We start from the raw sequence: 26,461 nt of genomic DNA on the forward strand, positions 1-26,461 counted from the left end.
GGGCACGACTATTTTTGATTAAAGGTTATTTAAAGTGCCTTCAGGAAGGACTGAAATCACACTCGCACGCTGAACTTTAACTTCTACGCCACGGTTCAATTCAACCACTGCGAAGTCACCTTCAATCTTGGTGATTTTGCCCATTAATCCGCCTGCAAAAACGACTTCACTGCCAACACCAAGGCTTTCAACCAAAGCACGATGTTCTTTGGCACGTTTAGATTGAGGGCGCCAGATCAAAAAATAGAAGATTGCAATAAAAACCGCAATCATCAAAAGGTTCGCCATCATGCTGGGTTGTTGTGCAGCTTCACCTGCAGCGTGAGCAGTCGAAATAAAAAGGCTCATTACATTTTCCTAAAATAAAAAAACTGGTGATCAACTTGATAATAAATTGACATATTCTTGCAATTTACATTGTCTTTTTCCTCAGCGCAAATGCTGATGGATTAATCTTGCGGGCAAGGGGGTACTTCCAGGCCACGACGGGCATAAAAGTCCTGCACAAACGCATCAAATGTACCGTTGTCCAAGGCATCACGCATGGATTCAGTCAAGCGCAGGTAATAACGCAAGTTATGAATGGTACCGAGCATCGAACCGAGCATTTCCCCACATTTTTCGAGGTGGAATAAATAAGCACGAGTGAAGTTGGTACAGGTATAGCAATCGCAATGTGGGTCAAGCGGGCTTTGATCGTGACGATATTTCGCATTACGGATCCGTACCAGACCATCTGTGACAAAATAATGACCATTACGTGCATTTCGGGTTGGCATCACGCAGTCAAACATATCGACACCACGGCGCACCGCTTCCACAATATCTTCAGGTTTGCCGACACCCATCAAATAGCGCGGTTTATCTGCCGGCATTTGTTCTGGAAGATAATCCAGTACCTTGATCATTTCCTCTTTAGGCTCGCCAACGGACAGACCGCCAATCGCGTAACCATCAAAGTCAATATCCAGCAGGCCTTTTAACGATTCTTCACGTAAGTCTTCATACATGCCACCCTGAATAATCCCAAACAGTGCATTACGGTTTTTCAGAACCTCATGATGTTGGGTTTTACAGCGCTTCGCCCAGCGCAAAGACAGTTGCAAGGATTTTTGCGCTTCTTCATGCGTCGCAGGGTAGGGCGTACATTCATCAAAAATCATCACAATGTCAGAGTTCAGCGTGTGCTGAATGTCCATTGAAATTTCAGGCGATAAAAATACTTTTGAACCATCGATGGGTGAGCGGAAGGTGACCCCTTCTTCTTTAATTTTACGCATTGCGCCCAGACTGAACACCTGGAAGCCGCCGGAATCGGTCAAAATGGGATTATTCCACTTCATAAATTCGTGCAGGCCACCATGTTCACGAATCACATCGAGTCCTGGACGTAAATACAAATGGAAGGTATTGCCCAAAATGACTTGAGACTTGATCTCTTTAATATCACGCGGCAACAGGCCTTTCACCGTACCGTAAGTGCCGACAGGCATAAACATCGGGGTTTCAACCACACCATGTTCAAGCGTTAAACGACCACGACGGGCGCGACCCGACTGACCTAATTTTTCAAACTTCATAGGAGTTCCACATCCAGGCGAAAAAACAGTTCGCTGCTAGTTCATAGCTAAAGGGCGCTATTTTCCTTGATTCTTACGCTAAACGCCAGCATTGTAGAGCATTCGCTCTGTAATTTTATTTATCGTTGAATAAATGCAAGATCAGGTGAAATAGTCGAATTTGCAGAAAACTGTTGCAAGCGCTGCTGGATATCTTCCCGGCTAAGAGCACAGCTGCCATCCGGCTCAGAGGCCATGGCAGCGATATGCTGGATCAGTTTCTGGATATAGATATTGCTGTCGATAAAGTAGGATTCCAAGGTCAGCAAATAGGCATCGTGCGCCACTTGCAGATAATCATAAGGCTCCATCACCAGCATTTGTTCCAGATCAATCAGAATGTCCTTGTCATTTTGCGAGAGTTTTAATCGCTTGCTGATTTCAGAAAAAGGCTGGGCATGTCGGGAGACTAAAAAGTTTTGCAATAAGGCGCTTTCTGGGTTGAGTTCCAGTGTAGATCGGCGCTCAAATTCGACTTGGTTTGGCAGGCTCAGGAAAAAAAGTATATTGCCCAGATCCAGACCATAGGCTTCGGAGAGGCGGTATTTGGTCTGTTTAAACGTGTGCAGTAATAAGTCCAGATGTGTTGTGTGGAGCTGTTGCTGTCCCAATAGCGGATGACCAAAACTATGCTGGGTTTTAAAATAATCGGCCAGCAAAGTTTTGAACGGGATCAGTCCAGAGTCGGGCGCAGCTTGTGCCCGATAACGCCATTTTGGGACATTCCAGCGATCTTGTTCAGCCAGATATTGCCGCTGATCTTCCGGATCTTTAAAAATACTGCATTCAGTCGAAATGGCCAGATCATCCAGCAGTAAAAATTCGTCAAAGACCAGACTACAGGCATAGATTCCATCGTCCTGATAATGGTCATAAAGCTGATAAAATTCCTCGACCAGCGTCTGCTCTAAGCACTCTACATAATTCAGCATAATTTTTATTCTTTATTTTATTGGTTTTATAAAGGTGTAGCTTCATCCTGGGTCATTTTATTATAAGTTGAGTACGCCAGGATGAGAAAGTCGATCAGATGAGATAGTTGCTCAGTGAAAATTTGGACGATAGTCAAAACTCTGGGTTGCGCTCTGATCGCGAAAAGGGCGAACTGCTTTTTTTCCTAACAGCATATTATTAATCACATTGTGTGGGAAAATCTGGATCTGGTTATTGAACAGTTCCACATTGCGATTATAAATGGTAATTGCCGCACCGACATTTTCATTCTGTTCTTCAATTTCAGCCATCATTTTCAGATAAATGTCATTGGCTTTTAGCTCGGGATAGTTTTCAACCACTACATTGAGGCTATGCATGAGTTGTTTGTTCAGGCTTTCAATGCGCTGTAACTGAGAAATGTCGGCATCGTTGATATTTAAATTCATGATGTTCTGACGCAGTTCGGTGACTTTTTCCAGTGTGCCTTTTTCAAAAGAAGAATATTGCTCGACCAGCGGCTGCAGCCCATCCAGAATTTTCAGTTTCTGCCGTTCATAACTGGCAACATCCGACCAGGCGCGAATCGTCGCGTTGTGATGACGGACAATACTGTTGCGGATCATAATGATCAGCACAATCAGCGCAATAATGATCAAACATAAAACCAAAAATCCCATGCGAGATCTCCCCAATTCATATTTATATTCTGAAAATATTGATTTAAAAAAAAGCAGTTATTTTAAAAACTGCACAAGATCATGTTGTAACTGTTCGAGTTGTCTTAATTTAAACGTTCTGAGATGGCCGCGCAATGTCGAAATATCATTGATATGACGATGCTTGCTCGACACCTGAAATAGGTCATGAGGCCCCAGATAGCAGAGCATCCGATTTTCTGGATGAAACAGTAAATCCCCCTGACGCTGTGCAAAAAAATCGGCCAGACGCAGTACAAAACCCGGACTGAGTAATTTGGCGGTTTGCATCGGATCACTGCCATAAAAGCTTAAGCGTTGATTGGTACGAATATCGCTACTATGCCAGGGATGGCTATAAGGATAATAAAATTTACGTCGAGAAGTCGTGACCGCCAGTCCCTGAATCTGGATATCAAAGACAAATACGCCCCACAGGTCTTTGTGAACCTGCATTAATTTGACCGGCTGCCCTTGCTTGTTGCGAACCTGTACTTCATCAATATAGTGATATTGAAACAGCAGCACCTGATGTTGCTGGCCGTTTTCATCTTCCCATATCGTACTGGCATAACGTGTAATCTCATTACTCAAAGAACCTTGATTGAATAAGGGGAATAAACGTTTTAAATGTCCAATAAAATGCAGGGGATTTAAAGGAATTGAAATATGCTGTGGCTGTTGCTGAAAGGCAAGCTGATATTTTTTGGCCAGTGCTGCATCTTCCAGAAAGCCAATAACTTCATCTAATGGTTGTTGTTGCTCATAGCAAAGATAGGCCCAGAACAGCAGCAGACCGCCCAGAAAAACGCCACTTTGAATCCAGATATTTTCCGGTGCAATAAAAATGCTGACGATGAGCAACAAACCAATACCAGCCAGCGCCAATGGCAGATTATTTTCAAATTTTAGCGTTATCGGGCCATTCCAGGGATGCAATCCGTCCAGCAGGTCTTGATGACTCTTGGCTTGACGGCCCAAATCCCACAGCCGGGCAATATTCTGAAACACCACTGCATTTTTCTTGCGGCGAATATGAATGGACTGTTGTACAGACTCGATCGGCATGGGCAGCTATTCTCGCTATTGTGCCTGATCAATCAGCATGGCATCGCCATAACTGAAGAAACGATATTGGCTGTCTACTGCATGCTTGTAGGCATTCAGAATGTTGTCACGATTGGATAGGGCAGAAACCAGCATTAACAGGGTAGATTCCGGTAAATGGAAATTGGTAATCAGACGATTGACCACTTTGAACTGATAACCCGGATAAATGAAAATCTGGGTATCACCGGTCCAGCCTTTCAGCTCACCGCTATTGGCCTGCGCCGCACTTTCTGTGGCACGGGTAGCCGTTGTACCAACGGCAATGACTTTATTGCCACGCGCTTTAGTTGTTTTGATGAGTTCCATCGACTCATCGGACACCTGGCACCATTCGCTGTGCATGATGTGATTTTCAATATCGGTAGTGCGGACTGGTAAGAATGTACCTGCGCCAACATGTAGTGTGACAAAGGTGGTCTGAATCCCTTTGGCTGCTAACTTTTTCAATAAGTCTTCATCGAAATGCAGAGAAGCCGTAGGTGCTGCGACACTGGCTAGCTTGGTTGGATCATTAAACACAGTTTGATAACGTTCGGTATCAATTTCTTCTGCTTCACGGTTGAAATAGGGCGGAATAGGGAGGGCGCCATATTTGTCTAAGACATCTAAAATCGGCTGTGAAAATTCCACAATAAACAGGTTTTCATGACGACCTTGCACGGTCACTTTTACTGCATCTGGGCCAATAAACAGTTCTGCACCGGCTTTCGGTGAGTTGCTGGCCTTGATATGACAATGTGCAATGAACTGATCCATCATGCGTTCAACCAGTACTTCTATGGCACCGCCTGAGGCACGTTTGCCTTTTAGACGTGCTTTCATGACTTTGGTGTCGTTCAATACCAGTAAGTCGCCGTCTTCAAGCAAGTCCAGAATGTCGGTAAATTGATGGTCGTGATATTGACCGTGTGCGTCGAGGTGCAGCAGGCGAGAGGCACTGCGTGTTTCCAGAGGATAGCGAGCAATCAGCTCATCGGGGAGATCAAAATTAAAATCAGAAAGTTGCATGATGATTTACGCTAAAAAAACTGCGGCTAGTATAAACTTTTTTCTTTTTTATAGCGGGAATTGCTCGATTTTAAAACGAAAAAATGCCATTTGTTTTAAAAATAAACAAATGTAAATATTCTGCGTTGACAGTGCCGAGAAATCGCGTATTATACCTTTCATCCACTCCCGAGGTGGTGAAATTGGTAGACGCGGCGGACTCAAAATCCGCTGTCAGAGATGACGTGTCGGTTCGAGTCCGACCCTCGGGACCAAAATTCTAGAAAACCCCAAGCACATTCAGTCTTGGGGTTTTTTATTGTCTGTATATTTAAAAGTATTTATTTTCATCATTTCTTAAAATGGTTTTTGACTGAATTTGAGTGGTTTTGTCAGTAAGATGATGATTTATATCTATAGCGAAAAATAGATTAATTGAATAACTTTGATACATCAATCAGACATAAAAAACCGGCGCCTAGACGCCGGTTTTTTTATTTTACATTACTGATCAAGTCAGTTTTGCAAAAGCTTAGATCGTAGCAAGTGCTGCATTCAAAGTAGCACTTGGACGCATCACTGCATTTACTTTCTCTTGATCAACAGCGTAGTAACCACCGATGTCTACTGATTTACCTTGAACTTCAGCAAGCTCAGTAACGATTTTCTCTTCATTTTCAGCTAAAGTTTTTGCAAGTGGTGCAAATTTCGCTTTCAATTCAGCATTTTCGTCTTGAGCAGCAAGTTCTTCAGCCCAGAACTTCGCCAGGTAGAAATGGCTACCACGGTTGTCGAGTTCGCCAGTACGACGAGAAGGTGACTTGTCGTTATCTAGCAATTTGCCAGTTGCACGGTCTAAAGTTTTAGCAAGTAACTTGATGTTGTCATTGCCTTCTTTAATACCCATTTCTTCTAGAGAAACTGCAAGCGCCATGAATTCACCGAGTGAATCCCAGCGTAAGTGGTTTTCTTCAACTAACTGCTGTACGTGTTTAGGCGCAGAACCGCCTGCACCTGTTTCATACATGCCGCCACCCGCCATTAACGGCACGATTGACAACATTTTCGCAGATGTACCCAATTCCATGATCGGGAACAAGTCAGTCAGGTAGTCACGTAAGATGTTACCTGTTACAGAAATGGTATCTAGACCGCGCGCAACACGTTCAAGCGTATAACGCATTGCACGTACTTGTGACATGATCTGGATATCAAGACCGGCAGTGTCGTGATCTTTCAGGTATTTTTCAACTTTCTTGATCAGTTCATTTTCGTGTGGACGGTACGGGTCAAGCCAGAAGATTGCCGGCATGCCAGAGTTACGTGCACGCGTTACTGCAAGTTTCACCCAGTCGCGGATCGGTGCGTCTTTCACCTGACACATACGCCAGATATCGCCTTCTTCCACGTTTTGTGACATCAACACTTCGCCAGTTTCAAGATCAACGATGTTGGCAATACCCGCTTCAGAGATCTCGAAAGTTTTGTCGTGTGAACCGTATTCTTCCGCTTTTTGCGCCATCAAACCAACGTTCGGTACGGTACCCATTGTACGTGGATCAAAATTGCCATTCCACTTACAGAAGTTGATCATTTCCTGGTAAATACGTGCGAATGTTGATTCAGGCATAACGGCTTTACAGTCATAAGGTTTGCCATCAGCGCCCCACATTTTACCACCACCACGGATCATTGCAGGCATAGAAGCATCTACAATCACGTCGTTTGGTGAATGGAAGTTCGTGATGCCTTTGGCAGAATCAACCATCGCAAGTGCTGGACGATGTTCTTGGCAAGCATGTAGATCTGCAATGATTTCTTCACGTACAGAGGTTGGTAGAGTTTCGATCTTTTCATAAAGACCAGCCATACCGTTGTTTACGTTCACGCCAAGCTCATCAAATAACTTGCCGTGTTTTTCAAATGCGTCTTTGTAGTAAATTCTCACACAGTGACCGAATACGATCGGGTGTGAAACTTTCATCATGGTTGCTTTCACGTGAAGTGAGAACAAGATGCCGGCTTCTTTACAATCATCTAATTCTTTTTCATAGAAATCGCAAAGCGCTTTTTTGCTCATGAACATTGAATCGATGATTTCGCCATCTTGAAGCGCAACTTTTGGCTTAAGAACGATGGTTTTACCAGACTTGGTGATCAATTCCATTTTCACATTACGTGCACGGTCTAAAGTCATCGACTTTTCGCCATGGTAGAAGTCGCCTTCGTCCATGTGTGAAACGTGAGTTTGAGACCACTGTTTCCACTCGCTCATAGAGTGTGGGTGTTTTTTCACATAGTTTTTAACGGCAGCAGGTGCACGACGGTCTGAGTTACCTTCACGTAGTACCGGGTTTACTGCTGAACCAAGACATTTGCTATAACGTGCCTTGATTGCTTTTTCTTCTTCAGTGGCCGGGTTTTCAGGATAGTCAGGAAGGGCATAGCCTTTAGACTGGAGTTCCTTGATACACGCTGTTAGCTGGCCAACAGAAGCACTGATATTTGGGAGTTTGATAATGTTCGTGTCTGGATCTTGTGTAAGACGACCTAGCTCAGCTAGAGTGTCAGGCACCTTTTGCTCTTCGCTTAGGTAATCTGTAAATTCAGAGAGCACGCGCACAGCTACAGAGATGTCACTTTTGACGATCTCAACGCCAGCTGGCTTAGTAAAGGTCTCAATGATCGGCAGCAGAGAATAAGTCGCCAGTAATGGCGCCTCGTCGGTCAGTGTGTAAATGATAGTTGACTTTCCACCAGCCATATATAGCCCCTTGCGTTGGATTGAGTTTCTGAGGGCCGAACTTTTGGTCCAGCCTCATTGAACCGATTTGCTTAAATAAAAACATTGAGAGTATCGTCTTTCAGCGCATTTCAGTCAACGAAATATGCTTTTAGATTGAAATTTGGGCGAAAATTTGTACAGATTTGTATGGTTTAGCTGTGTTTGTATTTTGTACAAAAAAATAATTTTCTGCGCTTAGAAATCATTATGGTGCTGGAAAGAAATTTTATGCTACCAGATTGTATTCACTGAAGATGAGTTTTTGAGCATTGGGTGGGATCGTGATGATCCCGAAATACAAATGAATGTTGAGTGATCAGATGCTATTTCGGGGCAGTTTCTTCGGGTCAATTGAGGCAATTTGCCTTGACGAATCATCATCTCAATATCATGGAATTACTTTGCGATATACTTCTAAGCATTGATCAAATCATTCTTAAAATTGCAGCGAAATAAGGAAATCGGATGCCCAGTTTATTTATTGTGATGCTTGGTGGCCGTCATGCCCGTGCCAATACAGAAGTTCATGATGTGGTACTGGCAGTAGGCGAAACTCTGGAAGAAACCTATCCTCAACTGAAAAATGCCTGGTTTGCCGAGCAAAAAGGGCTGCATATTGATGCTTGGGCGCAAATTAATGGACTGGAGTTCGAGGGCAAAAATTATCACGTTCAATTTAGCGATGCTGCCCCGAATCAGGCTGCCGAAAAGCTTTGGCTGATTAATTTAGGGGGTTATGATGCACGTGAATTTGGTGAGCTGCACCGTTATGTGCTGGTGGTGGCACAGAATGCCATGGTGGCAAAACAGCGCGGTAAAGCTTATTTCGCCAAGCACTGGCAAAAACAGCATACTGACCGGGTGCTGGATGTCGATGATTGCATTGCGATTGATCAGGTGTATGGCCGATATGTACAGCTGGTGGAGGGACATTTTAGTGCGAATCGCTGGGAAAATACCTATCTCACGATTTAAAACTGAAGCATAGGGCTATAGCGTGGCTGAGGGTCAGGATTCGACGAGTGACTTAAAAAAAATCTTTATCAAAGTTCAATAATCTGCATAATACCGGAAAGGAAAAACAGCTTTTGACTGAGATGGAACATCTTAAATGGATTTAATTCAGGCAAATGGACAACCGCACTATGGACGTTTCAAGGAACTTCCAAAAAGTATTGACTATCAGGCATATCAATACAAGAACCCTTATGGTCAGGTGTTGTCAGGCTGGCGTAAGCATCTAAAATATAAGAAATTCAAATTTTGTAGTATTCAGCACGAACATTATACCATTGGGCTGGCGATTGCCGATATTGCATGGGCAGGGCACAGTTTTGTCTATGTCTACAACCATATGACCAATGATGTTCTGGAATGGAATGCGATTAATTTCCTGTCTCGCCATACTGTGCTGGATGAACAACCATTATTCAATCACAGTTATTTTCATAAATCGCCTTTTCAGGTCGATATTCAGCATGCCAACGGTGTGCGCTATATCAATGTCAGTAAATACGGCGAAATTCAGCTCAGTGCACGAATCTTTTGTGCAGGAACCGATCCTTTAAGTATGTGTAGCCCAACTGGTATCAACGGTTGGACTTATACGCAAAAGCTCACGACCTTAGGTTGCGAAGGCTATTTTTTAAATAAACAAAAACAAAAGATTCAATTTAACGAACGAACTTTTGCCTTGCTGGATGACACCTGTGGCTTTTTACGTCCAGAAACTGCCTGGTTTTGGTTGTCGTGTAACTTTTGGGATGCGACCAATCAGCGGATTGGAATTAATTTAGCATCCGGTGTTAACGAAAGCTTTGGTAATGAAAACTGTTTATGGATCAACGGAAAAATTTATCCATTGGCTGATGTGCTCTTTCAGCAGGAATCCGAAACTCAATGGACGATTCAATCGCTAGATGAAAAGCTAAATCTGACTGTAAGCACAGGCTGGCGACGTTATGAAAATCTGAATTTGCGTCTGGTCGGCAGCCAGTTTAGCCAGTGGCAGGCCAAAGTCTGTGGCACCATTCAGCAGGATGATCAGGAAATTATTTTACTGAATGAATATGCCTTGCTTGAGCAGCATTATGCCAAATGGTAAATCAGCTTAAATCAAAAAGCCTTCAATTTTGAAGGCTTTTTGATTTAAGCGATGCTCACGTTTAGTCTTTCGCGGCCTGCCAGAAGGCTTCACCGGCTTGAATCGGATCGCCGGTTTCATTTAGGGTGTTGATCCAGACCTCGTATTGGGCAATCACTGGGTGCTGACTCGGATGAAAGTCTTTTTTAAACCAGTCTCGATACTGTTTGCCCATTCGGGTCAATGTGCCTTTTGGACCAAAAAACCAGGGTAAGCTCTTGATATTCATCTGCAAGCGTTGCAAGGGACTAAAGCCATCATGTTTCAGCATGACATTGGCACGATAGACGGTAAAACTAAACATTAAAATGGTCGTGCTGACTAAGGTGGCTCGACGGGTAAATTCTGGGGTTTTAGCCACATTTTTCATCACATCAAAAGCTACATCGCGGTGTTCCATTTCCTCAATGGCATGCCAGGCCAATAATGCCCGTACAAAAGGATGGGCATCTTTCAGGGTCTGTTTTTGTCCATAAAAAGTTTCTGCCATAAGCGCCGTTAAGTGCTCTGCCGCAGCGGTAATGGCAATATTAAACTGGGGTGAGCGGTGCTTCAGATCATAATTGAAAATTTTATTTAAACGTTCAATAAATTGGTCTACAGGCATGCCTTGCTCGCGCATCAACTGATTCATTTTGTCATGCGCGATGCCGTGCTGGGCTTCCTGGCGGATAAAATCCGCGACACGTTGTTGCAGCTCTGGGTCCTGGATCTGATCGCGGAACAGGCGGACACTCTGAATAAAATAGCGCTCGCCGTCTGGAAAGGTCAGGCTCAGGGCATCGAACATGCGTGTCATAAAGGGATCGCCGCCGAACCAGTAACGTGGAATTTCATCCAGTTTAAAATCAAGTTGGGTGCGAACCACAGGCTGTAGGGCGGATTTTAATATGGCGTTCATCTTGTAGATTCTTTTTTGTGACGATGCTGACAGTATGTCGGCGAATCTCGCCATTGTTTTGACAGAGCTTGCCAATTTTTATACATTTTATGCCAAATGAAAATAAAACTGGTCAGATTAGAGCTGCCAGCGAGAATCGCACATGCAAGACATAAAAATATCCAATGGTTATCTTCAGCTCTGGGCGACTTATTTGCGTGATGTGGGGATTGAACCCTTAACTGCCGACTTTCTGCAAGATGTGCATGACTCGCTTGTGACCCTCATCGATCAGCCTTTTGATACACAAGTACCTTTGGAATTGTTGAATCATATTATTTTAACTACTCGGCAACATCTGAACTGTCCGCAGCTGATTTTTGAAATCGTGCAGGTCATTCGTCCTGAGCATTTTGGTGTACTGGGTTATATGGTTTCACGTAGCAGTAGTGTCGCGGAAATGATCGGCTATAGCATGCGCTTTCAGCGGCTGGTGATTGATGGCAGTGAATTCGTGCCTTTACAGTTGAAGCAGCATGAACACAGTATGGAACTCTATTGGGGCTATTTAGATGAAAAATATAATTTGTTAAATGAGCTCACCATGGCAGCAATGGTGCAACTGGGACGGGTTATTTTGCAAGAGCAGCCACTTTTATTGCGTTGTGTACGACTGGCTCATGCAGCTGAAATGGCACAAATGCATTATCAAAAATTCTTTGCCTGTGAGGTTCAGTTTTCTCAAGATTATTATGCTCTGGAACTGGATGTACAGGGGTTAGCTCATGGGTCTGAGCATGCTGACCCCATATTATTGCAGTTGCTGACTCTTCAGGCGGAACAGGCGATTGCAGCAAAAGCACCTGTTGAAAATACCTTGCAGCAAGCACAGCAAATCATTGCCGAACAGTTGCGAACCAGGCAACAGGCGATCAAAATTGAGCAGCTTGCCCAGCAGTTGTGGATGTCGACCCGAAGCTTGCAACGCTTATTCAGCATATATCAAACTTCATTTAAAAAACTGCTGCAACAGCAGCGCATCAAACGCTGTGAGATTTTGTTACAGCAGGGGCTTAGTCTGAGCGAGATTGCTGAAGCGCTGGATTATTCCGACCAGTCGGCCTTGGCCCGCGCCTATAAAGCAGCCACCGGACAGACTTTGTTCCAGCGCAAGAAACAGTTAAAGCATGCACAGCAATAAAAAAGCGACCCAATCAGATCGCTTTTTGATGTGAGGATGATACAGAGATTAAGCGGTTGCTTTAAGGTTGGGGAATCTCAACGCAATCGCAGCAATTGCGAAGATGGCCAGAATCCAGCAATAGTACAAGCCGCCAATCAGTTCAACCGGTGAGATTTTTGCAATCGAGCAGGCGAGGAGCAACTGTGCGCCATAAGGAATCAGACCTTGTACCACGCAGGAGAAAATATCCATCAGTGCTGCAGAACGCTTGGGATCCACGCCGTATTCTTTGGCGACTTCACGTGCCATATCACCCGACAGAATAATTGCGACGGTATTATTGGCCACAAAGATATTTGAAAATACCACCAGAAAGCTGATCCCGATTTCGCCGGCCCTTTGCTGCCCAACTTTAAACAGGCGGGTCAGGCTATAAATGCGCTCGATTAGCCAGCGTAAACCACCTTCACGTTGCATGATCGCTGACAGGCCACCCAGGAACATGGACAGTAATGCCACTTCAAACATGCCGACAAAGCCATCATAAATCGAAGTATTCAGCTTGAGCAGGTTAAATTCAGGTGTTGCAAACAGGCCGAACAGACCCGAAAGCAAAACACCAATGGTCAGTACTGCGAGGACATGCAGGCGACTAAAAGCCAAAACAAAGACCGCAATATAAGGTAAGACCAGTAACCAGTTAAAATCTTTATATTCTACGGGGCTGGAGCTGCCTGTACTTAAAATATAAATCACAATGGTGCTGATAGAGGCCGGTACAGCAATCCAGACATTGACTTTAAACTTGTCACGTAATTGCACCCGCTGGCTGGTGGTGGCTGCAATGGTGGTATCTGAAATCATGGAAAGGTTGTCACCGAACATGGCACCGCCTACGACTGCACCAATGGCGTAGATCACATTAATATCGGTGACCTGGGTAAAACCAAAGGCAATCGGGGCACAAGCTGCAATGGTGCCCATGGAGGTGCCCATCGCCGTGGCAATAAATGCCGAGATGATAAACAGCATCGGCAAGATAAATTCAGGCGGAATAATCGACAGGCCCAGTTGTACCGTGGCATCCACACTGCCAATCGCACTGCTGACACTGGCAAAGGCACCGGCCAGCATAAACACCATAAACATCAAAATTAAGTTCGGATGACTGGCCCCTTTTAGAAAGGCTTCAATGCCCTGATTGAGTTTGCCGCGATACACCAATGCAGCCAAAATAATCGCAGGCAGGGCAGCAACAGGTGCTTTCACCTGATAGAACGCGAATTCGGTTCCAATCAGGGAATGATAGATCCCGCTACCCAAAAACAGGGTTAAAAATACAATAAGCGGCAGCAGTGCAATGGCGCGTGCCTGCACTGTAGCCTCAGAATCAGTCTGCATAGGAGATAAAAAAGTAAGAGAATAGGACTAGTATAAAGCAGGTTTTGCAATTTCAGAAAACTTTAAATGAATGCGCTAACATCTGCATTTTTATTAATTTTTATATGATAAAAATAAGTTTATCTAAATATTCAAGATTTTAGGTAATAGCAAAATTAGGCATCTTTGATCATTGTGAAAAAAATCAAAATAATCGTAAATAGACCCTTCCGAATTGTTTTGAAATCTTCGCACAGGAAATGAAGTACTCGAGGTCGGTATCGCAGACTGTTCATTGGACAAAAAATAGCGTTACAATGCGATGTCTTGTATTTCTACATAGTCAATGCCTCAAGTTTGAAACACGTTAAGGAAAATATCACCCTATGTCACGTTTAGCCGCCCGATTTGCACAACTTAAATCTCAACAGCGTAAAGCTTTAGTTTCTTATGTAATGGCTGGTGATCCGCATCCAGAAATTACGGTGCCTTTGTTGCATGAGATGGTGGATGCGGGTGTCGACGTGATTGAGCTGGGACTTCCTTTCTCAGACCCGATGGCAGATGGACCGGTGATTGCGCTAGCTGCTGAACGTGCTCTGGCTGGTGGGACCAATACACTGGATGCACTGCATATGGTGAAAGAATTTCGCTTGAAAGACCGCGAAACACCAGTGGTGCTGATGGGTTATCTGAATCCGGTTGAAGTAATTGGCTATGAAAAGTTTGTGGCTTATGCCTATGAATGTGGAGTAGACGGCGTACTGCTGGTGGACTTACCGCCAGAAGAAGCAAAAAGTCTGGGTGAAGTACTGGAAAAATATGACATGGATCAGATTTTCCTGCTGGCACCAACTTCAACCGATGCACGTATTCAACATGTAGCAAAACAGGCCAGCGGCTTTATTTACTATGTGTCACTGAAAGGCGTGACTGGTGCAGCAACTTTAGATGTTTCTGAAGCTGCTGCACGCATTCAAAAGATTAAAGCTGTGACTGATGTTCCTGTAGGCGTAGGTTTCGGTATCAGTGATGCTGCATCTGCGAAAGCGATGGGTGTTGCTGCCGATGCAGTTATTGTGGGTAGTGCGTTTGTAAAGCAGTTTGCAACGCTCGCACCAGAACAAGCCGTTATTGCAACGGTGAATAAAGTCAAGGAGCTTCGAGCAGCGCTCGATGAGTTATAGTATGAGTCAACCCGTGAAATCAGGCAAAATTCTGAGCCCATCGACCCCATGGACGGAACGCATTGTTCCAGGCATTCATGTACCCGATGAGCAAACGATCTACAAAGCGACATTTACCGAGCCTACGGTCGAGTGTCCTGAATGTCATGCTTTGGTGACCCGTACCGCGATGTCATTCAATGCCTATGTTTGTCCGCAGTGTGATGAGCATTTACGCATGAAAGCCCGTGATCGCCTGAACTGGTTCTTTGACCAGGTACAGACTGAACTGGGTCAGGAGTTTAAGGCTAAAGATCCGTTAAAGTTTGTCGATAGCAAAGCTTATCCAGAGCGTATGGCAGAAGCGCAAAAGAAAACCGGCGAAACCGAAGCGTTGGTCGTGATTCAAGGCCTGCTAAAAGATGTCCCAATGATTGCCTGTGCATTTGAATTCGATTTCATGGGCGGCTCTATGGGGACAGTGGTCGGTGACCGTTTTGTTCAGGCGGCAGAGCGTGCGATTGAAGCCCGTCAGCCCTTGATCTGCTTTGCTGCTTCAGGTGGTGCACGTATGCAGGAAGGCATGTTGTCCTTGATGCAAATGGCACGTACTTCGGCTGCTATCCAGCGTTTAAAAGAAGCAGGCCTGCCTTATGTGGTGGTATTGACGCATCCGGTATACGGTGGTGTCACTGCATCATTGGCGATGCTGGGTGATGTACATCTGGCTGAACCGAAGGCGATGATTGGCTTTGCCGGTAAACGAGTGATCGAACAAACTGTCCGTGAAAAACTGGAAGAACCGTTCCAGCGCGCGGAATATTTGCTTGATCATGGGGTAATCGATCAGATTGTTCACCGTCACGCATTACGTGATACAGTTTACCGTATTGTTACGAAATTGATGAACCTGCATTGAACACAGCACCGCTAGCAACAGATTCTTTAAGTACATGGCTCGATTATTGGAGCCATGTTCATGTTACGGGTATTGATTTAGGTCTGGAACGGGTTATTCCGGTGGCTGAAAAGCTCGGTGTGACACGTCCGGCGGCCAAAGTGCTGACGGTGGCTGGAACCAATGGTAAGGGTTCAACCACCACCACACTGGCTGCGATTTTGAATGCACAAGGCTTCAAGGTCGGACTGTATCAATCTCCACACGTGTACCGTTTCAATGAGCGGGTAAAACTGCGCGGCATTGAAGTTGAAGATCAGTTGTTGGTGGATGCTTTTGTTCAGGTGGATCAGGCTCGTCGCGAATGTGATTTGAGCCTGTCTTTCTTTGAAGCGACCACTTTGGCCGCTTTTGTGATTTTTAAAGATCAGTTATGTGATGTCTGGGTGTTGGAAGTCGGTCTGGGCGGTCGTCTGGATGTGGTTAATGTGGTTAATCCGGATGTAGCAGTGATTACCAATATTGGTCTGGATCATACCGATTGGCTCGGTGATAGCATCGAGAAAATTGCCTTTGAAAAAGCCGGAATTATCCGGCCGAATATTCCGGTGGTGTTTGGTGGACAGCAACAGATTCCACAAGCCATTTTAGATAAAACTCAGCAATGCAACGCGCCCCTATATGCGGTGAATCGTGATTATTTCTATGAAGCCTTTGAAGATGGGCAAAGCTGGGCATTTGCTTCTTCAGGTACGACCTTAAAACTCCCAACAGGTTCACTGGCGCTAGATAATATTTCTACCGCTGTGGCTACCATTCTGCTGAGCGGATTAAACGTCAGTCAGCAGGCGATTGCACAAGGGATTCAAACGGCAAAGTTGCCGGGACGTTTTGAAGTCTGTCAAATCCAGAATAAAACCGTGATTTTTGATGCCGGACATAATCCGCATGGGGTCGAGTTTCTGCTGAAACAGTTGCGAAACTATTTAAATTACAATCAAAACTATAAAAATATCGTTTGTGTGTTTTCAATGTTGGCAGATAAAGATATAAATTCTGTCACCAAGTTATTGAAAGACACGGTTCAATTGTGGAAAATTGCACCATTATCCGTCCCACGTGCGGCAGAGCTCACAGTTTTGGCTGAAGCTCTAGGCGGTGAGGCGGTAGAACAATTTGACAATGTGAAATTAGCTTTTAAATCAGCACTGGATCAAACAGATAATAATCAGCTGATTTTGGTATGTGGATCATTTCATACCTTAGAAGCGGTATGGGAGTATTTGGAAGAATGTCAATGAATAACAAACAGCGCTGGATGGGCGGTGTTGTTTTACTCGGTGGTGGTGTTTTATTGGCAGCATTACTCCTGAAAGGTCAAGATGAAATCAAGCAGGACCGTCAGCAGAAACCGGCACAGGTTGCGGAAGTGGAAACTAAGGATGCAGTGAATCATTCGCTGGGTTCCTTGACGGTCGATGTGGAAACAGAAAAGCGTTTACTTGAACAGCAACGCCGTGATCGGGAAAAATCTGTGGCAGAGCAGGAGGCTCGTGCGGCTGAATTTTTAGCGATGCAGCAGCAGGCAGAAGCAGATGCGGCGCGTAAAGCGGCTGAAGAATATGCTGCACTTAATGCGCATCGTATGGGACAGCAAAGCTCGGATAATATTCCACCAGAACTGGTCGAAGACGAACAGACCAAACAGAAACGCTTGGCTGAAGAAAAGGCTGCACAAGACAAAAAGCTAGCCCTGCAGAAGCTTGAGCAGCAAAAAGCCAACAGTTCAACTGAAGCGGCCAAGAAAGAAGCGGAGCGTAAAGCCGCTGAAAGCAAAGCGGCTGAAGAAAAACGTAAATTGGAGCAACAGCAAAAAGCCGAAGCAGAACGTAAGACGGCTGAGGCAAAACGTAAGGCTGAGGAAGAGCGTAAGGCAGCCGAGAAGAAAGAAGCTGAACGTAAAGCCGCCGAAGAAAAACGTAAAGCCGAAGACAAACGTAAGGCTGAAGAAGCCAAGAAAAAGGCAGCAGAAGACGCCAAAAAGAAAGCAGAAGCTGAGCAGGCACGTAAATTGCTGGAAGGTGAAAGTGACAAGCAGTGGATGGTGCAGGTCGCACTGGCAGCCAATGAAGCCAATGCAGATGCGGTTGCGGCAAAACTGCGTGCCAAGGGTTATAAAGTGACCAAGAGTCCAACCTCTAAAGGGATTCGTATCATGGTCGGTCCATCAAAGGATCGGGAAACTGCTGATGCTTCGCGTAAAAAAATCGCTGCAGATGACAGTCTGAATATGAAATCTGCCTGGGTGATTGACTGGGTGCCTTTAGATAAGCGTAACTAAGACAGCGTATTACTGTACTTTGGTTTAAAATGGATTCAGGTTATGCCTGGATCCATTTTTATTGGGGAGCAAAAATTAAAAAGGTGACAAAACTCTCAGGATTAAAAAAGCCTATCTAAAGATAGGCTGGTGATGAACTTCGAAACCGGCACGTCATTCGGGTTAGAAATTCAGTTTTAATCTTGCTGCTTTTTATATAGATACATCAACGTTAAGAGTGGATGTACTTATACATATTCTTTATGAACAGAGCAGTGCTCTGCTTATCTATTACTGCGCACTTCACTTGTGTTGCGCAAAATTAAAAAGGAGTCCTTTTAATTTGTGTCACTCGAAGCGTAGCTTCTCGTCTTCTTGCGGAATATATTCCTCAGGGCGAAGCAGTGCCTTGCTGATCCTCACTCAGGATGTGGCGTTAAGCGCAGGTAAGGCGTGATCGCGGTATACCCTTTAGGAAAACGTTGTGCAATTTCAGTCTCATCTTTTAGGGAAGGCACAATCACCACATCATCGCCATGCTGCCAATTGGCAGGTGTTGCGACTTTATGGCTGTCGGTGAGTTGTAATGAATCCACCACACGCAAGATTTCATGGAAATTACGACCCGTCGATGCAGGGTAGGTAATGATTAAACGTACTTTCTTATTTGGATCGATGACCACCAAAGAGCGAACTGTGAGCGTTTCACTGGCATTCGGGTGAATAAAGTCATATAGCTCAGACACTTTACGATCCTGATCGGCAATGATCGGAAAATTGACTGTGGTATTCTGGGTTTCATTGATGTCTTTAATCCAGCCCTTATGTGATTCAACATCATCAACCGATAAGGCAATGGCTTTGACACCACGTTTTTCAAATTCATCTTTCAACTTTGCGGTATAACCAAGTTCAGTAGTACATACCGGCGTATAGTCCGCCGGATGTGAAAATAAAATGCCCCAGCTATCGCCCAGAAAATCATAAAAATTAATCAGGCCTTCACTGGATTGCTGTTCAAAATTCGGTGCGGTGTCGCCTAGACGTAAACTCATCTTTTTGCCTCAATTGGTCTTTTAATGTAGAGATGAGATTTAATATGAACTAATTTTTTTATGATTAAAAATAGTGTTTTTAGCTTTCTTTATGAATAAATAGCATAAGTGATTTGTTTTATCTATCTAGAATCAAACAAATCAGTCGTCTAATTGACTATATTGCACAGCTAAAGTTTGCTACATTACTTTGCCTTAGATCTCGGGGCTAGAACTCAGGATCAGATTTTTTTCAGCGGTTTTATAGCAAAACCCTTGTAGTTCAAATTTCTAGCACCATAATAACGACTAAGAACATATTCATTTGACAAGCAAGATTTAGAGAGTCTATTCATGTTGGCAAGTCTGATCGGAGGAATCTTCGGTACCAAAAATGAGCGCGAACTCAAACGCATGCGTAAAATCGTAGACAAGATTAATGTGCTCGAGCCGACGATATCTACCCTTAGCGATGCAGACTTATCTGCGAAAACTGAAGAATTCAAACAACGATATAATAAGGGTGAAAACCTCGATAAATTATTGCCTGAAGCATTTGCAGTCTGTCGTGAAGCCGCCAAGCGGGTGATGGGCATGCGTCATTATGACGTGCAGCTGATCGGTGGTATTACCTTGCACGAAGGTAAAATTGCAGAGATGCGTACCGGTGAGGGTAAAACCCTGATGGGTACCTTGGCCTGTTACCTGAATGCCATCAGCGGTCAGGGTGTGCATGTCATTACCGTGAACGATTACCTGGCACAACGTGATGCCGAGCTCAACCGTCCATTATTTGAATTTTTGGGTTTAAGCATCGGGATTATTTATTCCATGCAAAATCCGATGGAAAAAGCGGAAGCTTATCGTGCCGATATTACCTACGGTACCAATAACGAATTTGGCTTTGATTACCTGCGTGACAACATGGTGTTCTCGCTGGCTGAGAAAAAGCAGCGTGGTTTAACCTATGCGATTATTGATGAGGTCGATTCGATCCTGATTGATGAAGCACGTACTCCGCTGATTATTTCCGGTCAAAGTGAAGATTCTTCACAGCTTTATGCAGCCATCAATAATATTCCACCAAAATTACAGGCACAGAAAGAAGAGAAAGTACCGGATGGCGGTCACTTCTGGATTGATGAAAAACAGCGTTCAGTTGAAATTACTGAAGTGGGTTTTGAAACTATTGAAAGTGAACTGATTGAAATGGGCTTGCTGGCTGAAGGCGAGAGCCTTTATTCGGCTTCGAACCTGAACCTGTTGCATCACGTCACTGCAGCAATTCGTGCCCATTATTTATATCAACGTAACGTGCAATACATCATCAATGATGGTGAAGTGATTATCGTTGATGAAAATACCGGTCGTACCATGCCGGGCCGTCGTTGGTCTGAAGGTTTGCATCAGGCGGTAGAAGCCAAAGAAGGTCTGGAAATTCAACCAGAGAACCAGACCCTGGCAACCACAACATTCCAGAACTATTTCCGTCTGTATAAAAAATTATCGGGTATGACCGGTACTGCTGATACTGAAGCCGCGGAAATGAAAGAAATTTATGGTCTGGATGTGGTGCTGATTCCGACCCATCGTCCAATGATCCGTGATGACCAGAACGATTTAATCTATTTAAATCGTGAAGGCAAATATAACGCGATTATTCAAGAAATTCAGCGTGTGCATGAAGCCGGTGTTGCGCCAATCTTGATTGGTACGGCAACCATCGAAGCATCTGAGATTCTATCCGATAAGTTGAAAGCTGCCGGTATTACCCACGAAGTACTGAATGCCAAACAGCACGAACGTGAAGCGGATATTATTGCGCAGGCCGGTGCACCGCGTGCCGTGACCATTGCCACCAACATGGCGGGGCGTGGTACCGATATTCTGCTGGGTGGTAACTGGAAAGCATTGCTGGCCAAAATTGAAAATCCGACAAGCGATGACGAAGCGCGTCTGAAAGCGGAATGGGATGTTAATCATCAATCCGTTCTGGATTCGGGTGGCTTGCATATTATCGGTTCTGAACGTCATGAATCACGTCGTATCGATAACCAGTTGCGTGGTCGTGCAGGCCGTCAGGGGGATCCGGGTGTATCGCGTTTCTACCTGTCGCTTGAAGATGACTTGATGCGTATTTTCGCCGGTGACCGTGTGGTGGGTATGATGCGTGCCATGGGCTTGCAGGAAGATGAAGCGATTGAACACAAAATGGTGTCTCGCTCGATTGAGAATGCACAGCGTAAAGTCGAAGCACGTAACTTCGATATTCGTAAGAACTTGCTAAAATACGATGACGTGAATAACGAACAGCGTAAGATTATCTATAGTCAGCGTGATGACATTCTGGCAGAAAATTCGCTGCAAGATTATATTGAAGAAATGATTCGTGAAGTGATGCAGGGTGTAATTGCTAATTATATTCCGCCTGAGTCGATTCATGACCAGTGGGATATTGAAGGTCTGGAATTGGCCTTGCGTGAAGACATGTCACTCGATCTTCCTATCGCACAATGGCTGGAACAGGACCGTCGTCTCGATGAAGAGGCCTTGGTGGTGCGTATTAGCGATGAAGTACTGAATCGTTACCGTTCGCGTCGTGAACAAATGGGTGCGGAATCTGCAGCATCGCTTGAACGTCACTTTATGCTGAATTCTCTGGATCGCCACTGGAAAGAACATCTGGCAGCGATGGATTACTTACGTCAGGGCATCCATTTACGTGGCTATGCACAGAAAAATCCAGAGCAGGAATATAAAAAAGAAGCCTATAACCTGTTTGTGAATATGCTGGGTGTCATCAAATCGGATGTCGTTACAGATTTATCGCGTATTCATGTGCCGACCCCTGAAGAGCTGGCTGAAATGGAAGCACAGCAGCAGGCACAGGCTGAGGCAATGCGATTGCAGTTATCTCATGATGAGTTCGAGGGTTTACTTGCAGATGAACATGAAAATACGACTGAACAAAATGCTGAGGTAAGTCCGGTAGCGCCAGTCTTTGAAGCGCCGGCAAGCCGTAATGCACCTTGTCCATGTGGTTCAGGCCTGAAATATAAACAGTGTCATGGCAGAATCTAAGCGATATTGAAAATCAGAGCCACATGGCTCTGATTTTTTATGTATAAAGATTTTTCAGAAACTGAATACTATTTGCAGTCCTGCGGATTAAATGGTATTTAATGGCTCATTCAACACCGAAAAGTGGAATAACCTGAATGAAAAAAGTATTAAAAACGCTCATGATTGCAGCTTTGGCCATGCCTGCTTTAAGTTTTGCAGAAACTGCAGCCACCACGACACTTGATAAAGTTCAGCAAGCAGTGGGTTCTACTACAGCTCAAGTACAACGTACAGATGAACAAGTGACCGTGGCCAGCCCGCGTACCGGGATTCGTTATACCTTTGCCAATCAGAATCGCCCGATTGTGTTGCAGACCGCTGCGATCGCACCGGCCAATGCGGCCAATGCAGATCGTATTGTGGCATCTAATCCGGCACTTTCTGCCGCGAGTCAGCAGCAAGCGAAGCAGGCTTTATTAAATGAAGCAGGGCAACTTGCGAAAAATTAAAATCCCCGATTTTTGAAAATGCAGAAACCAGTCTTGATGACTGGTTTTTTATTGTGAAAATCCATCATAAATCTCAAGCTTACTCAGGCTTTGGCTCGATTTTTTGTTGCAGATCAACTAAGCTGTATTTTTCCGAAACTTCAATATTGGACTTTAAAATGGCAGTTGGTGACGTATCTATGCCACAGATGCATGTGGTGAAAGGGGTTAAAATTGGTTCGGCTGAAGCCTATGTGCGCTATCAGAACCGACGTGACCTGGTGATATTTGAACTGGCTACAGGCTCCAATGTTGCAGGGGTATTTACTCAAAATGCCTTCTGTGCAGCCCCTGTGCATGTATCTAAAGCGCATTTACAGGTAGGGAATCCGCGTTACCTGGTGATCAATACCGGCAATGCCAATGCAGGAACCGGCCCTACAGGCATGGCAAATGCAGAAGCCACCTGTGCCAAGCTGGCTGAACTGGCAGGGGTACAGGCTGCTGAAGTTTTACCATTCTCTACGGGTGTCATTGGCGAGCAATTGCCAATGGAGCGTTTGCTCAGCGGTTTACAACCTGCGCTAGACTCATTGCGTGATGATGCCTGGGTCGATGCTGCAACGGGAATCATGACCACAGATACTACACCGAAAGGTGCTTCAGAGCAGTTCGAGCTGGATGGTGTCACCTATACCATGACCGGTATTTCCAAGGGTGCCGGCATGATTCGTCCAAATATGGCGACTATGCTGGGTTATGTGGCAACCGATGCTCCAATCAGCCGTGAACTGGTTCAGCAGTTATTAACAGAAACAGTAAATGTGTCGTTTAACCGCATTACTATCGATGGTGATACTTCAACCAATGATTCCTGCATCTTGATTGCCACAGGTCAAGGCGGGGGGGCTGAAATTACTTCGACTGAAGATCCACGTTATGCAGTCGTGCTTGATGTGTTAATGCGTACCATGAAACGCTTGGCGCAACTGATTGTGCGTGATGGTGAAGGTGCCACCAAATTTATTACAGTTGCGGTAGAAGGTGGTGCTAATATTCAGGAATGCTGTGATGTGGCTTATAGCATTGCACATTCGCCATTGGTTAAAACTGCGATTTTTGCTTCTGATCCAAACTGGGGGCGTATTCTGGCAGCGATTGGTTATGCTGGTGTGCCGAATTTAGACGTTGCAAAAATTCAGGTTTGGTTAGATGATGTACAAATCTGTAAAGATGGTGGTGCGGCAGCAGACTATACTGAAGCAGCTGGTGCAGGTGTGATGGCCCAAGCTGAAATGACGATTCGTGTTGATCTTGGACGTGGTACAGCGAAAGACACGGTCTATACCTGTGACCTGTCTTATGATTACGTCAAGATTAATGCAGATTATCGTTCATAATTCAGATCGTTTCTAAAGCCTCCGTTGTGGGGCTTTTTTTATATCTTATGATTTTTAATGACTGGTCAAAAATGGCATTTTGCCAATTGTGATTAGGGTGTAGGGTAAATGTCCGTGTCATAACGGATAATTAGGGTAGAGTAAGAGTTGTTATGAATAGTGCGACCAAATTAATAGCCAATGAAGCAAAGTCGATTGTGCAGGCGCATTTAGATCGTTTAGGCGTTCCTCAAGAACATCAAATGAGCCAGCAGGAAAAATTAGACAAATTTGCACAAATCAAGGCTGAGCTGGAAAAACAGGATGCCGTTTTGGTGGCGCATTATTATTGCGATCCTGAAGTGCAAGAACTGGCTGAGTTGACCGGTGGTTGTGTTTCGGATTCTCTGGAAATGGCACGTTTTGGTCGCGATCATCCAGCCTCTACGTTGGTGGTGGCAGGAGTGAAATTTATGGGTGAAACCTCAAAAATTTTATCTCCAGATAAAACCGTGCTGATGCCAACCCTGGAAGCAACCTGTTCACTGGATCTTGGTTGTCCGGTTGATGAATTTACAGCTTTTTGCGATGCGCACCCCGATCATACCGTGGTGGTGTATGCCAATACTTCCGCAGCGGTGAAAGCGCGTGCCGATTGGGTAGTGACTTCTAGCTGTGCAGTGGAAATTATTGAACATCTGGATAGTCTCGGTGAAAAAATTATCTGGGCGCCGGATCAGCACTTGGGCCGATATATCCAAAGCAAAACCGGTGCAGAAATGTTGCTCTGGGATGGTGCCTGTATCGTGCATGAAGAATTCCGTTCACGCGGTATTGTCAATATGAAAGCACTCTATCCCGATGCTGCGGTGTTGGTACATCCGGAATCCCCCATGTCTGTAGTCGAGATTGCCGATGCAGTAGGCAGTACCTCGCAACTGATTAAAGCCGCACAGACTTTGCCACATCAGCGTTTAATTGTGGCTACGGATCGTGGTATCTTCTATAAAATGCAGCAAGCAGTTCCCGATAAAATCCTGATTGAGGCACCAACTGCGGGGGAAGGGGCAACCTGTCGTTCTTGTGCGCATTGTCCGTGGATGGCAATGAATGAGCTGGATGGTATTTTGCATGTATTACAGCATAAGGATCAGGAAGTACATGTCGATCCTGTACTGGCTGAACGCGCAAAACTGCCTCTAGATCGCATGTTGAATTTTAGTGCCGGACTAAAACGTTAAAATTTGTATAAAAAATGTCTGAAGCGCTTGATAAATAAACGCTTGGCGCGTTTTTTAGGTTTTTTTTTAAGATAGGTGTTGACGTCTCCGGGCGTCACGCCTAGAATGCACACCGTACCGAACGATGTTCGATACGAAAGCTGAGATGAATCGGAGCATAGCACAGCCTGGTAGTGCACCTGGTTTGGGACCAGGGGGTCGTAGGTTCGAATCCTACTGCTCCGACCAATTCTTCAAGGCAAATGATGTTTGCATCAGTAACGCGCTTGTAGCTCAGTTGGATAGAGCATCCGCCTTCTAAGCGGATGGTCACAGGTTCGAATCCTGTCAGGCGCGCCATTTGGTCGCTTGATGTTAAGAATCAAAATGATGGTGGATGTAGCTCAGTTGGTAGAGCCCTGGATTGTGATTCCAGTTGTCGCGGGTTCGAATCCCGTCATTCACCCCAACTTTTAAAGTTGAAATCGGAGCATAGCACAGCCTGGTAGTGCACCTGGTTTGGGACCAGGGGGTCGTAGGTTCGAATCCTACTGCTCCGACCATCTCCTTAAAGATGGTCGAGATAAAAGATACCGCGTTAAGCGGTTTTTTTATGCCTAAAATTTAATAAGTATAAAAAATACACAATATTATTTATAGTCGCCTTTTTGATAATTGTTTATGTAATCACTTGTATCTCTATATCAATTTATTTTTCACTCAATATAGCTTATGCAGGTGAGATGGGTTTTTTATTTTATGTCTTTTGCTGAAGAAGGATTATGATGCGTTTAAGGGTGGAGGAATATTGAGGCATTCTCATTTTCGTATTATTTTATTTTGGTAAGGTGTATGCGTTCCTCAGCATTTATATAAAAGGGAAATATAAATAATTTATCAGTCTTGATATCTATATTTTTCTTGCTAAAGAAAAGATAAATTAAAATATAAATCTGAAATCCACCAGAAATAGCTTTTATAAGTAAATAAACACTATAAACCTCCTTGGAGTGTATGTTTTATGATCAAAAAATAGAAAAACCTGCACTTTTTGTAGAATAAATAAACAGTCGTTGGTTTTTTGCTGAATTATTTAGAAATAGGGGTTGTGTTGGGTGTGAAATCCTGTAGAATGCACATCCATCGGCAGTGATGAAGATTAAAACTTCTGATAA

At 44.5% G+C, this 26,461-nt stretch carries 21 protein-coding genes and 5 tRNA genes; 16 read left to right on the forward strand and 10 right to left on the reverse strand.

Going from position 1 to position 26,461, the window contains the following annotated elements:
• Nucleotides 1-18 precede the first annotated feature (18 nt).
• The 6 genes from yajC to queA form a co-directional block, all read right to left on the reverse strand.
• Complete coding sequence (yajC, locus tag FTU40_RS12250; RefSeq protein ID WP_005098077.1) at nt 19-348, reverse strand: preprotein translocase subunit YajC; 330 nt, start codon at nt 346-348, stop codon at nt 19-21.
• A gap of 101 nt (nt 349-449) precedes the next feature.
• Nucleotides 450-1,580: a tRNA guanosine(34) transglycosylase Tgt gene (tgt, locus tag FTU40_RS12255; RefSeq protein ID WP_005098076.1), complete on the reverse strand. Its 1,131-nt coding sequence runs from the start codon at nt 1,578-1,580 to the stop codon at nt 450-452.
• Nucleotides 1,581-1,699: 119 nt separating this feature from the next.
• Complete coding sequence (locus tag FTU40_RS12260) at nt 1,700-2,551, reverse strand: DUF4303 domain-containing protein (protein ID WP_180041025.1); 852 nt, start codon at nt 2,549-2,551, stop codon at nt 1,700-1,702.
• A 111-nt stretch (nt 2,552-2,662) separates the two neighbouring features.
• Nucleotides 2,663-3,232: a LemA family protein gene (locus tag FTU40_RS12265; RefSeq protein WP_005098074.1), complete on the reverse strand. Its 570-nt coding sequence runs from the start codon at nt 3,230-3,232 to the stop codon at nt 2,663-2,665.
• A 57-nt stretch (nt 3,233-3,289) separates the two neighbouring features.
• Nucleotides 3,290-4,318: a hypothetical protein gene (locus tag FTU40_RS12270; protein ID WP_005098073.1), complete on the reverse strand. Its 1,029-nt coding sequence runs from the start codon at nt 4,316-4,318 to the stop codon at nt 3,290-3,292.
• Nucleotides 4,319-4,333: 15 nt separating this feature from the next.
• A complete protein-coding gene (gene queA / locus FTU40_RS12275) occupies nt 4,334-5,368 on the reverse strand; it encodes a tRNA preQ1(34) S-adenosylmethionine ribosyltransferase-isomerase QueA (protein WP_180041027.1) in 1,035 nt (344 codons plus the stop codon).
• 167 nt (nt 5,369-5,535) lie between these two features.
• Here queA and FTU40_RS12280 point away from each other — a divergent pair.
• Nucleotides 5,536-5,622: transfer RNA gene (locus FTU40_RS12280), tRNA-Leu, on the forward strand.
• 257 nt (nt 5,623-5,879) lie between these two features.
• On the opposite strand, the gene FTU40_RS12285 is transcribed toward FTU40_RS12280, so the two are convergent.
• Nucleotides 5,880-8,111: an NADP-dependent isocitrate dehydrogenase gene (locus FTU40_RS12285; protein WP_159138812.1), complete on the reverse strand. Its 2,232-nt coding sequence runs from the start codon at nt 8,109-8,111 to the stop codon at nt 5,880-5,882.
• A gap of 486 nt (nt 8,112-8,597) precedes the next feature.
• On the opposite strand from FTU40_RS12285, the gene FTU40_RS12290 reads away from it, so the two are divergent.
• The gene (locus FTU40_RS12290; RefSeq protein ID WP_005098068.1) at nt 8,598-9,107 is read left to right on the forward strand and encodes a DUF1543 domain-containing protein; all 510 of its coding nucleotides are present in this window, start codon (nt 8,598-8,600) and stop codon (nt 9,105-9,107) included.
• A gap of 136 nt (nt 9,108-9,243) precedes the next feature.
• On the forward strand, nt 9,244-10,236 hold the full coding sequence (locus FTU40_RS12295; RefSeq protein WP_005168593.1) for a DUF2804 domain-containing protein: 993 nt from the start codon (nt 9,244-9,246) through the stop codon (nt 10,234-10,236).
• Between the two features lie 61 nt (nt 10,237-10,297).
• On the opposite strand, the gene FTU40_RS12300 is transcribed toward FTU40_RS12295, so the two are convergent.
• Nucleotides 10,298-11,176 carry a metal-dependent hydrolase gene (locus tag FTU40_RS12300; protein ID WP_180041030.1) on the reverse strand — a complete coding sequence of 293 codons (879 nt, stop codon included), beginning with the start codon at nt 11,174-11,176 and terminating at the stop codon, nt 10,298-10,300.
• Nucleotides 11,177-11,318: 142 nt separating this feature from the next.
• On the opposite strand from FTU40_RS12300, the gene FTU40_RS12305 reads away from it, so the two are divergent.
• Entirely contained in the window at nt 11,319-12,356 is a 1,038-nt protein-coding gene (locus FTU40_RS12305) for an AraC family transcriptional regulator (protein ID WP_180041032.1), read from the forward strand.
• A gap of 48 nt (nt 12,357-12,404) precedes the next feature.
• Here the strand turns inward: FTU40_RS12305 and FTU40_RS12310 are convergent, their stop codons facing one another.
• Nucleotides 12,405-13,739, reverse strand: a complete 1,335-nt coding sequence (locus FTU40_RS12310; RefSeq protein WP_005098063.1) for a Na+/H+ antiporter NhaC family protein — start codon at nt 13,737-13,739, stop codon at nt 12,405-12,407.
• Between the two features lie 365 nt (nt 13,740-14,104).
• Here FTU40_RS12310 and trpA point away from each other — a divergent pair, with 365 nt between their 5' ends.
• From trpA to FTU40_RS12330, 4 genes are read left to right on the forward strand one after another with little or no spacing between them, the layout of a single operon-like run.
• Entirely contained in the window at nt 14,105-14,905 is an 801-nt protein-coding gene (trpA, locus tag FTU40_RS12315) for a tryptophan synthase subunit alpha (protein ID WP_180041034.1), read from the forward strand.
• Nucleotide 14,906: 1 nt separating this feature from the next.
• On the forward strand, nt 14,907-15,803 hold the full coding sequence (gene accD / locus FTU40_RS12320; RefSeq protein ID WP_034608357.1) for an acetyl-CoA carboxylase, carboxyltransferase subunit beta: 897 nt from the start codon (nt 14,907-14,909) through the stop codon (nt 15,801-15,803).
• Nucleotides 15,800-17,083, forward strand: a complete 1,284-nt coding sequence (gene folC, locus FTU40_RS12325) for a bifunctional tetrahydrofolate synthase/dihydrofolate synthase (RefSeq protein WP_100355751.1) — start codon at nt 15,800-15,802, stop codon at nt 17,081-17,083. Before accD ends, folC begins: the two co-directional genes overlap by 4 nt.
• Nucleotides 17,074-18,123: an SPOR domain-containing protein gene (locus FTU40_RS12330; RefSeq protein ID WP_373686065.1), complete on the forward strand. Its 1,050-nt coding sequence runs from the start codon at nt 17,074-17,076 to the stop codon at nt 18,121-18,123. The genes folC and FTU40_RS12330 overlap by 10 nt, the downstream gene beginning before the upstream one ends.
• A gap of 398 nt (nt 18,124-18,521) precedes the next feature.
• Here FTU40_RS12330 and FTU40_RS12335 read toward each other — a convergent pair whose 3' ends face one another.
• Nucleotides 18,522-19,157 carry a peroxiredoxin gene (locus tag FTU40_RS12335; protein ID WP_180041038.1) on the reverse strand — a complete coding sequence of 212 codons (636 nt, stop codon included), beginning with the start codon at nt 19,155-19,157 and terminating at the stop codon, nt 18,522-18,524.
• A 333-nt stretch (nt 19,158-19,490) separates the two neighbouring features.
• On the opposite strand from FTU40_RS12335, the gene secA reads away from it, so the two are divergent.
• From secA to FTU40_RS12375, 8 genes are all read left to right on the forward strand, one after another.
• Nucleotides 19,491-22,217 carry a preprotein translocase subunit SecA gene (gene secA, locus FTU40_RS12340; protein WP_180041040.1) on the forward strand — a complete coding sequence of 909 codons (2,727 nt, stop codon included), beginning with the start codon at nt 19,491-19,493 and terminating at the stop codon, nt 22,215-22,217.
• Nucleotides 22,218-22,354: 137 nt separating this feature from the next.
• Nucleotides 22,355-22,708: a hypothetical protein gene (locus FTU40_RS12345; protein WP_005098054.1), complete on the forward strand. Its 354-nt coding sequence runs from the start codon at nt 22,355-22,357 to the stop codon at nt 22,706-22,708.
• Between the two features lie 158 nt (nt 22,709-22,866).
• Entirely contained in the window at nt 22,867-24,087 is a 1,221-nt protein-coding gene (gene argJ / locus FTU40_RS12350; protein ID WP_180041042.1) for a bifunctional glutamate N-acetyltransferase/amino-acid acetyltransferase ArgJ, read from the forward strand.
• 152 nt (nt 24,088-24,239) lie between these two features.
• Nucleotides 24,240-25,307, forward strand: a complete 1,068-nt coding sequence (gene nadA / locus FTU40_RS12355) for a quinolinate synthase NadA (protein WP_159516630.1) — start codon at nt 24,240-24,242, stop codon at nt 25,305-25,307.
• A gap of 151 nt (nt 25,308-25,458) precedes the next feature.
• Nucleotides 25,459-25,535, forward strand: a tRNA-Pro gene (locus FTU40_RS12360).
• Nucleotides 25,536-25,569: 34 nt separating this feature from the next.
• Nucleotides 25,570-25,646, forward strand: a tRNA-Arg gene (locus FTU40_RS12365).
• 33 nt (nt 25,647-25,679) lie between these two features.
• Nucleotides 25,680-25,755, forward strand: a tRNA-His gene (locus FTU40_RS12370).
• 17 nt (nt 25,756-25,772) lie between these two features.
• A tRNA-Pro gene (locus tag FTU40_RS12375) sits at nt 25,773-25,849 on the forward strand.
• The last annotated feature ends 612 nt before the right edge of the window (nt 25,850-26,461 follow it).

It is taken from the genome of Acinetobacter sp. YH12100 (assembly GCF_013419135.1).
In the GTDB taxonomy this organism is placed as follows: domain Bacteria; phylum Pseudomonadota; class Gammaproteobacteria; order Pseudomonadales; family Moraxellaceae; genus Acinetobacter; species Acinetobacter pseudolwoffii.

Excerpts from the sequence above, each read along its gene's own strand:
- yajC (WP_005098077.1), bottom strand. The coding sequence starts at position 348 with ATGAGCCTTTTTATTTCGACTGCTCACGCTGCAGGTGAAGCTGCACAA.
- queA (WP_180041027.1), bottom strand. The coding sequence starts at position 5,368 with ATGCAACTTTCTGATTTTAATTTTGATCTCCCCGATGAGCTGATTGCT.
- FTU40_RS12345 (WP_005098054.1), top strand. The coding sequence starts at position 22,355 with ATGAAAAAAGTATTAAAAACGCTCATGATTGCAGCTTTGGCCATGCCT.
- FTU40_RS12305 (WP_180041032.1), top strand. The coding sequence starts at position 11,319 with ATGCAAGACATAAAAATATCCAATGGTTATCTTCAGCTCTGGGCGACT.
- FTU40_RS12285 (WP_159138812.1), bottom strand. The coding sequence starts at position 8,111 with ATGGCTGGTGGAAAGTCAACTATCATTTACACACTGACCGACGAGGCG.
- FTU40_RS12290 (WP_005098068.1), top strand. The coding sequence starts at position 8,598 with ATGCCCAGTTTATTTATTGTGATGCTTGGTGGCCGTCATGCCCGTGCC.
- trpA (WP_180041034.1), top strand. The coding sequence starts at position 14,105 with ATGTCACGTTTAGCCGCCCGATTTGCACAACTTAAATCTCAACAGCGT.
- accD (WP_034608357.1), top strand. The coding sequence starts at position 14,907 with ATGAGTCAACCCGTGAAATCAGGCAAAATTCTGAGCCCATCGACCCCA.
- FTU40_RS12300 (WP_180041030.1), bottom strand. The coding sequence starts at position 11,176 with ATGAACGCCATATTAAAATCCGCCCTACAGCCTGTGGTTCGCACCCAA.
- FTU40_RS12260 (WP_180041025.1), bottom strand. The coding sequence starts at position 2,551 with ATGCTGAATTATGTAGAGTGCTTAGAGCAGACGCTGGTCGAGGAATTT.
- FTU40_RS12310 (WP_005098063.1), bottom strand. The coding sequence starts at position 13,739 with ATGCAGACTGATTCTGAGGCTACAGTGCAGGCACGCGCCATTGCACTG.
- nadA (WP_159516630.1), top strand. The coding sequence starts at position 24,240 with ATGAATAGTGCGACCAAATTAATAGCCAATGAAGCAAAGTCGATTGTG.
- FTU40_RS12335 (WP_180041038.1), bottom strand. The coding sequence starts at position 19,157 with ATGAGTTTACGTCTAGGCGACACCGCACCGAATTTTGAACAGCAATCC.
- FTU40_RS12330 (WP_373686065.1), top strand. The coding sequence starts at position 17,074 with ATGTCAATGAATAACAAACAGCGCTGGATGGGCGGTGTTGTTTTACTC.
- FTU40_RS12295 (WP_005168593.1), top strand. The coding sequence starts at position 9,244 with ATGGATTTAATTCAGGCAAATGGACAACCGCACTATGGACGTTTCAAG.
- argJ (WP_180041042.1), top strand. The coding sequence starts at position 22,867 with ATGGCAGTTGGTGACGTATCTATGCCACAGATGCATGTGGTGAAAGGG.
- FTU40_RS12265 (WP_005098074.1), bottom strand. The coding sequence starts at position 3,232 with ATGGGATTTTTGGTTTTATGTTTGATCATTATTGCGCTGATTGTGCTG.
- tgt (WP_005098076.1), bottom strand. The coding sequence starts at position 1,580 with ATGAAGTTTGAAAAATTAGGTCAGTCGGGTCGCGCCCGTCGTGGTCGT.
- FTU40_RS12270 (WP_005098073.1), bottom strand. The coding sequence starts at position 4,318 with ATGCCGATCGAGTCTGTACAACAGTCCATTCATATTCGCCGCAAGAAA.
- secA (WP_180041040.1), top strand. The coding sequence starts at position 19,491 with ATGTTGGCAAGTCTGATCGGAGGAATCTTCGGTACCAAAAATGAGCGC.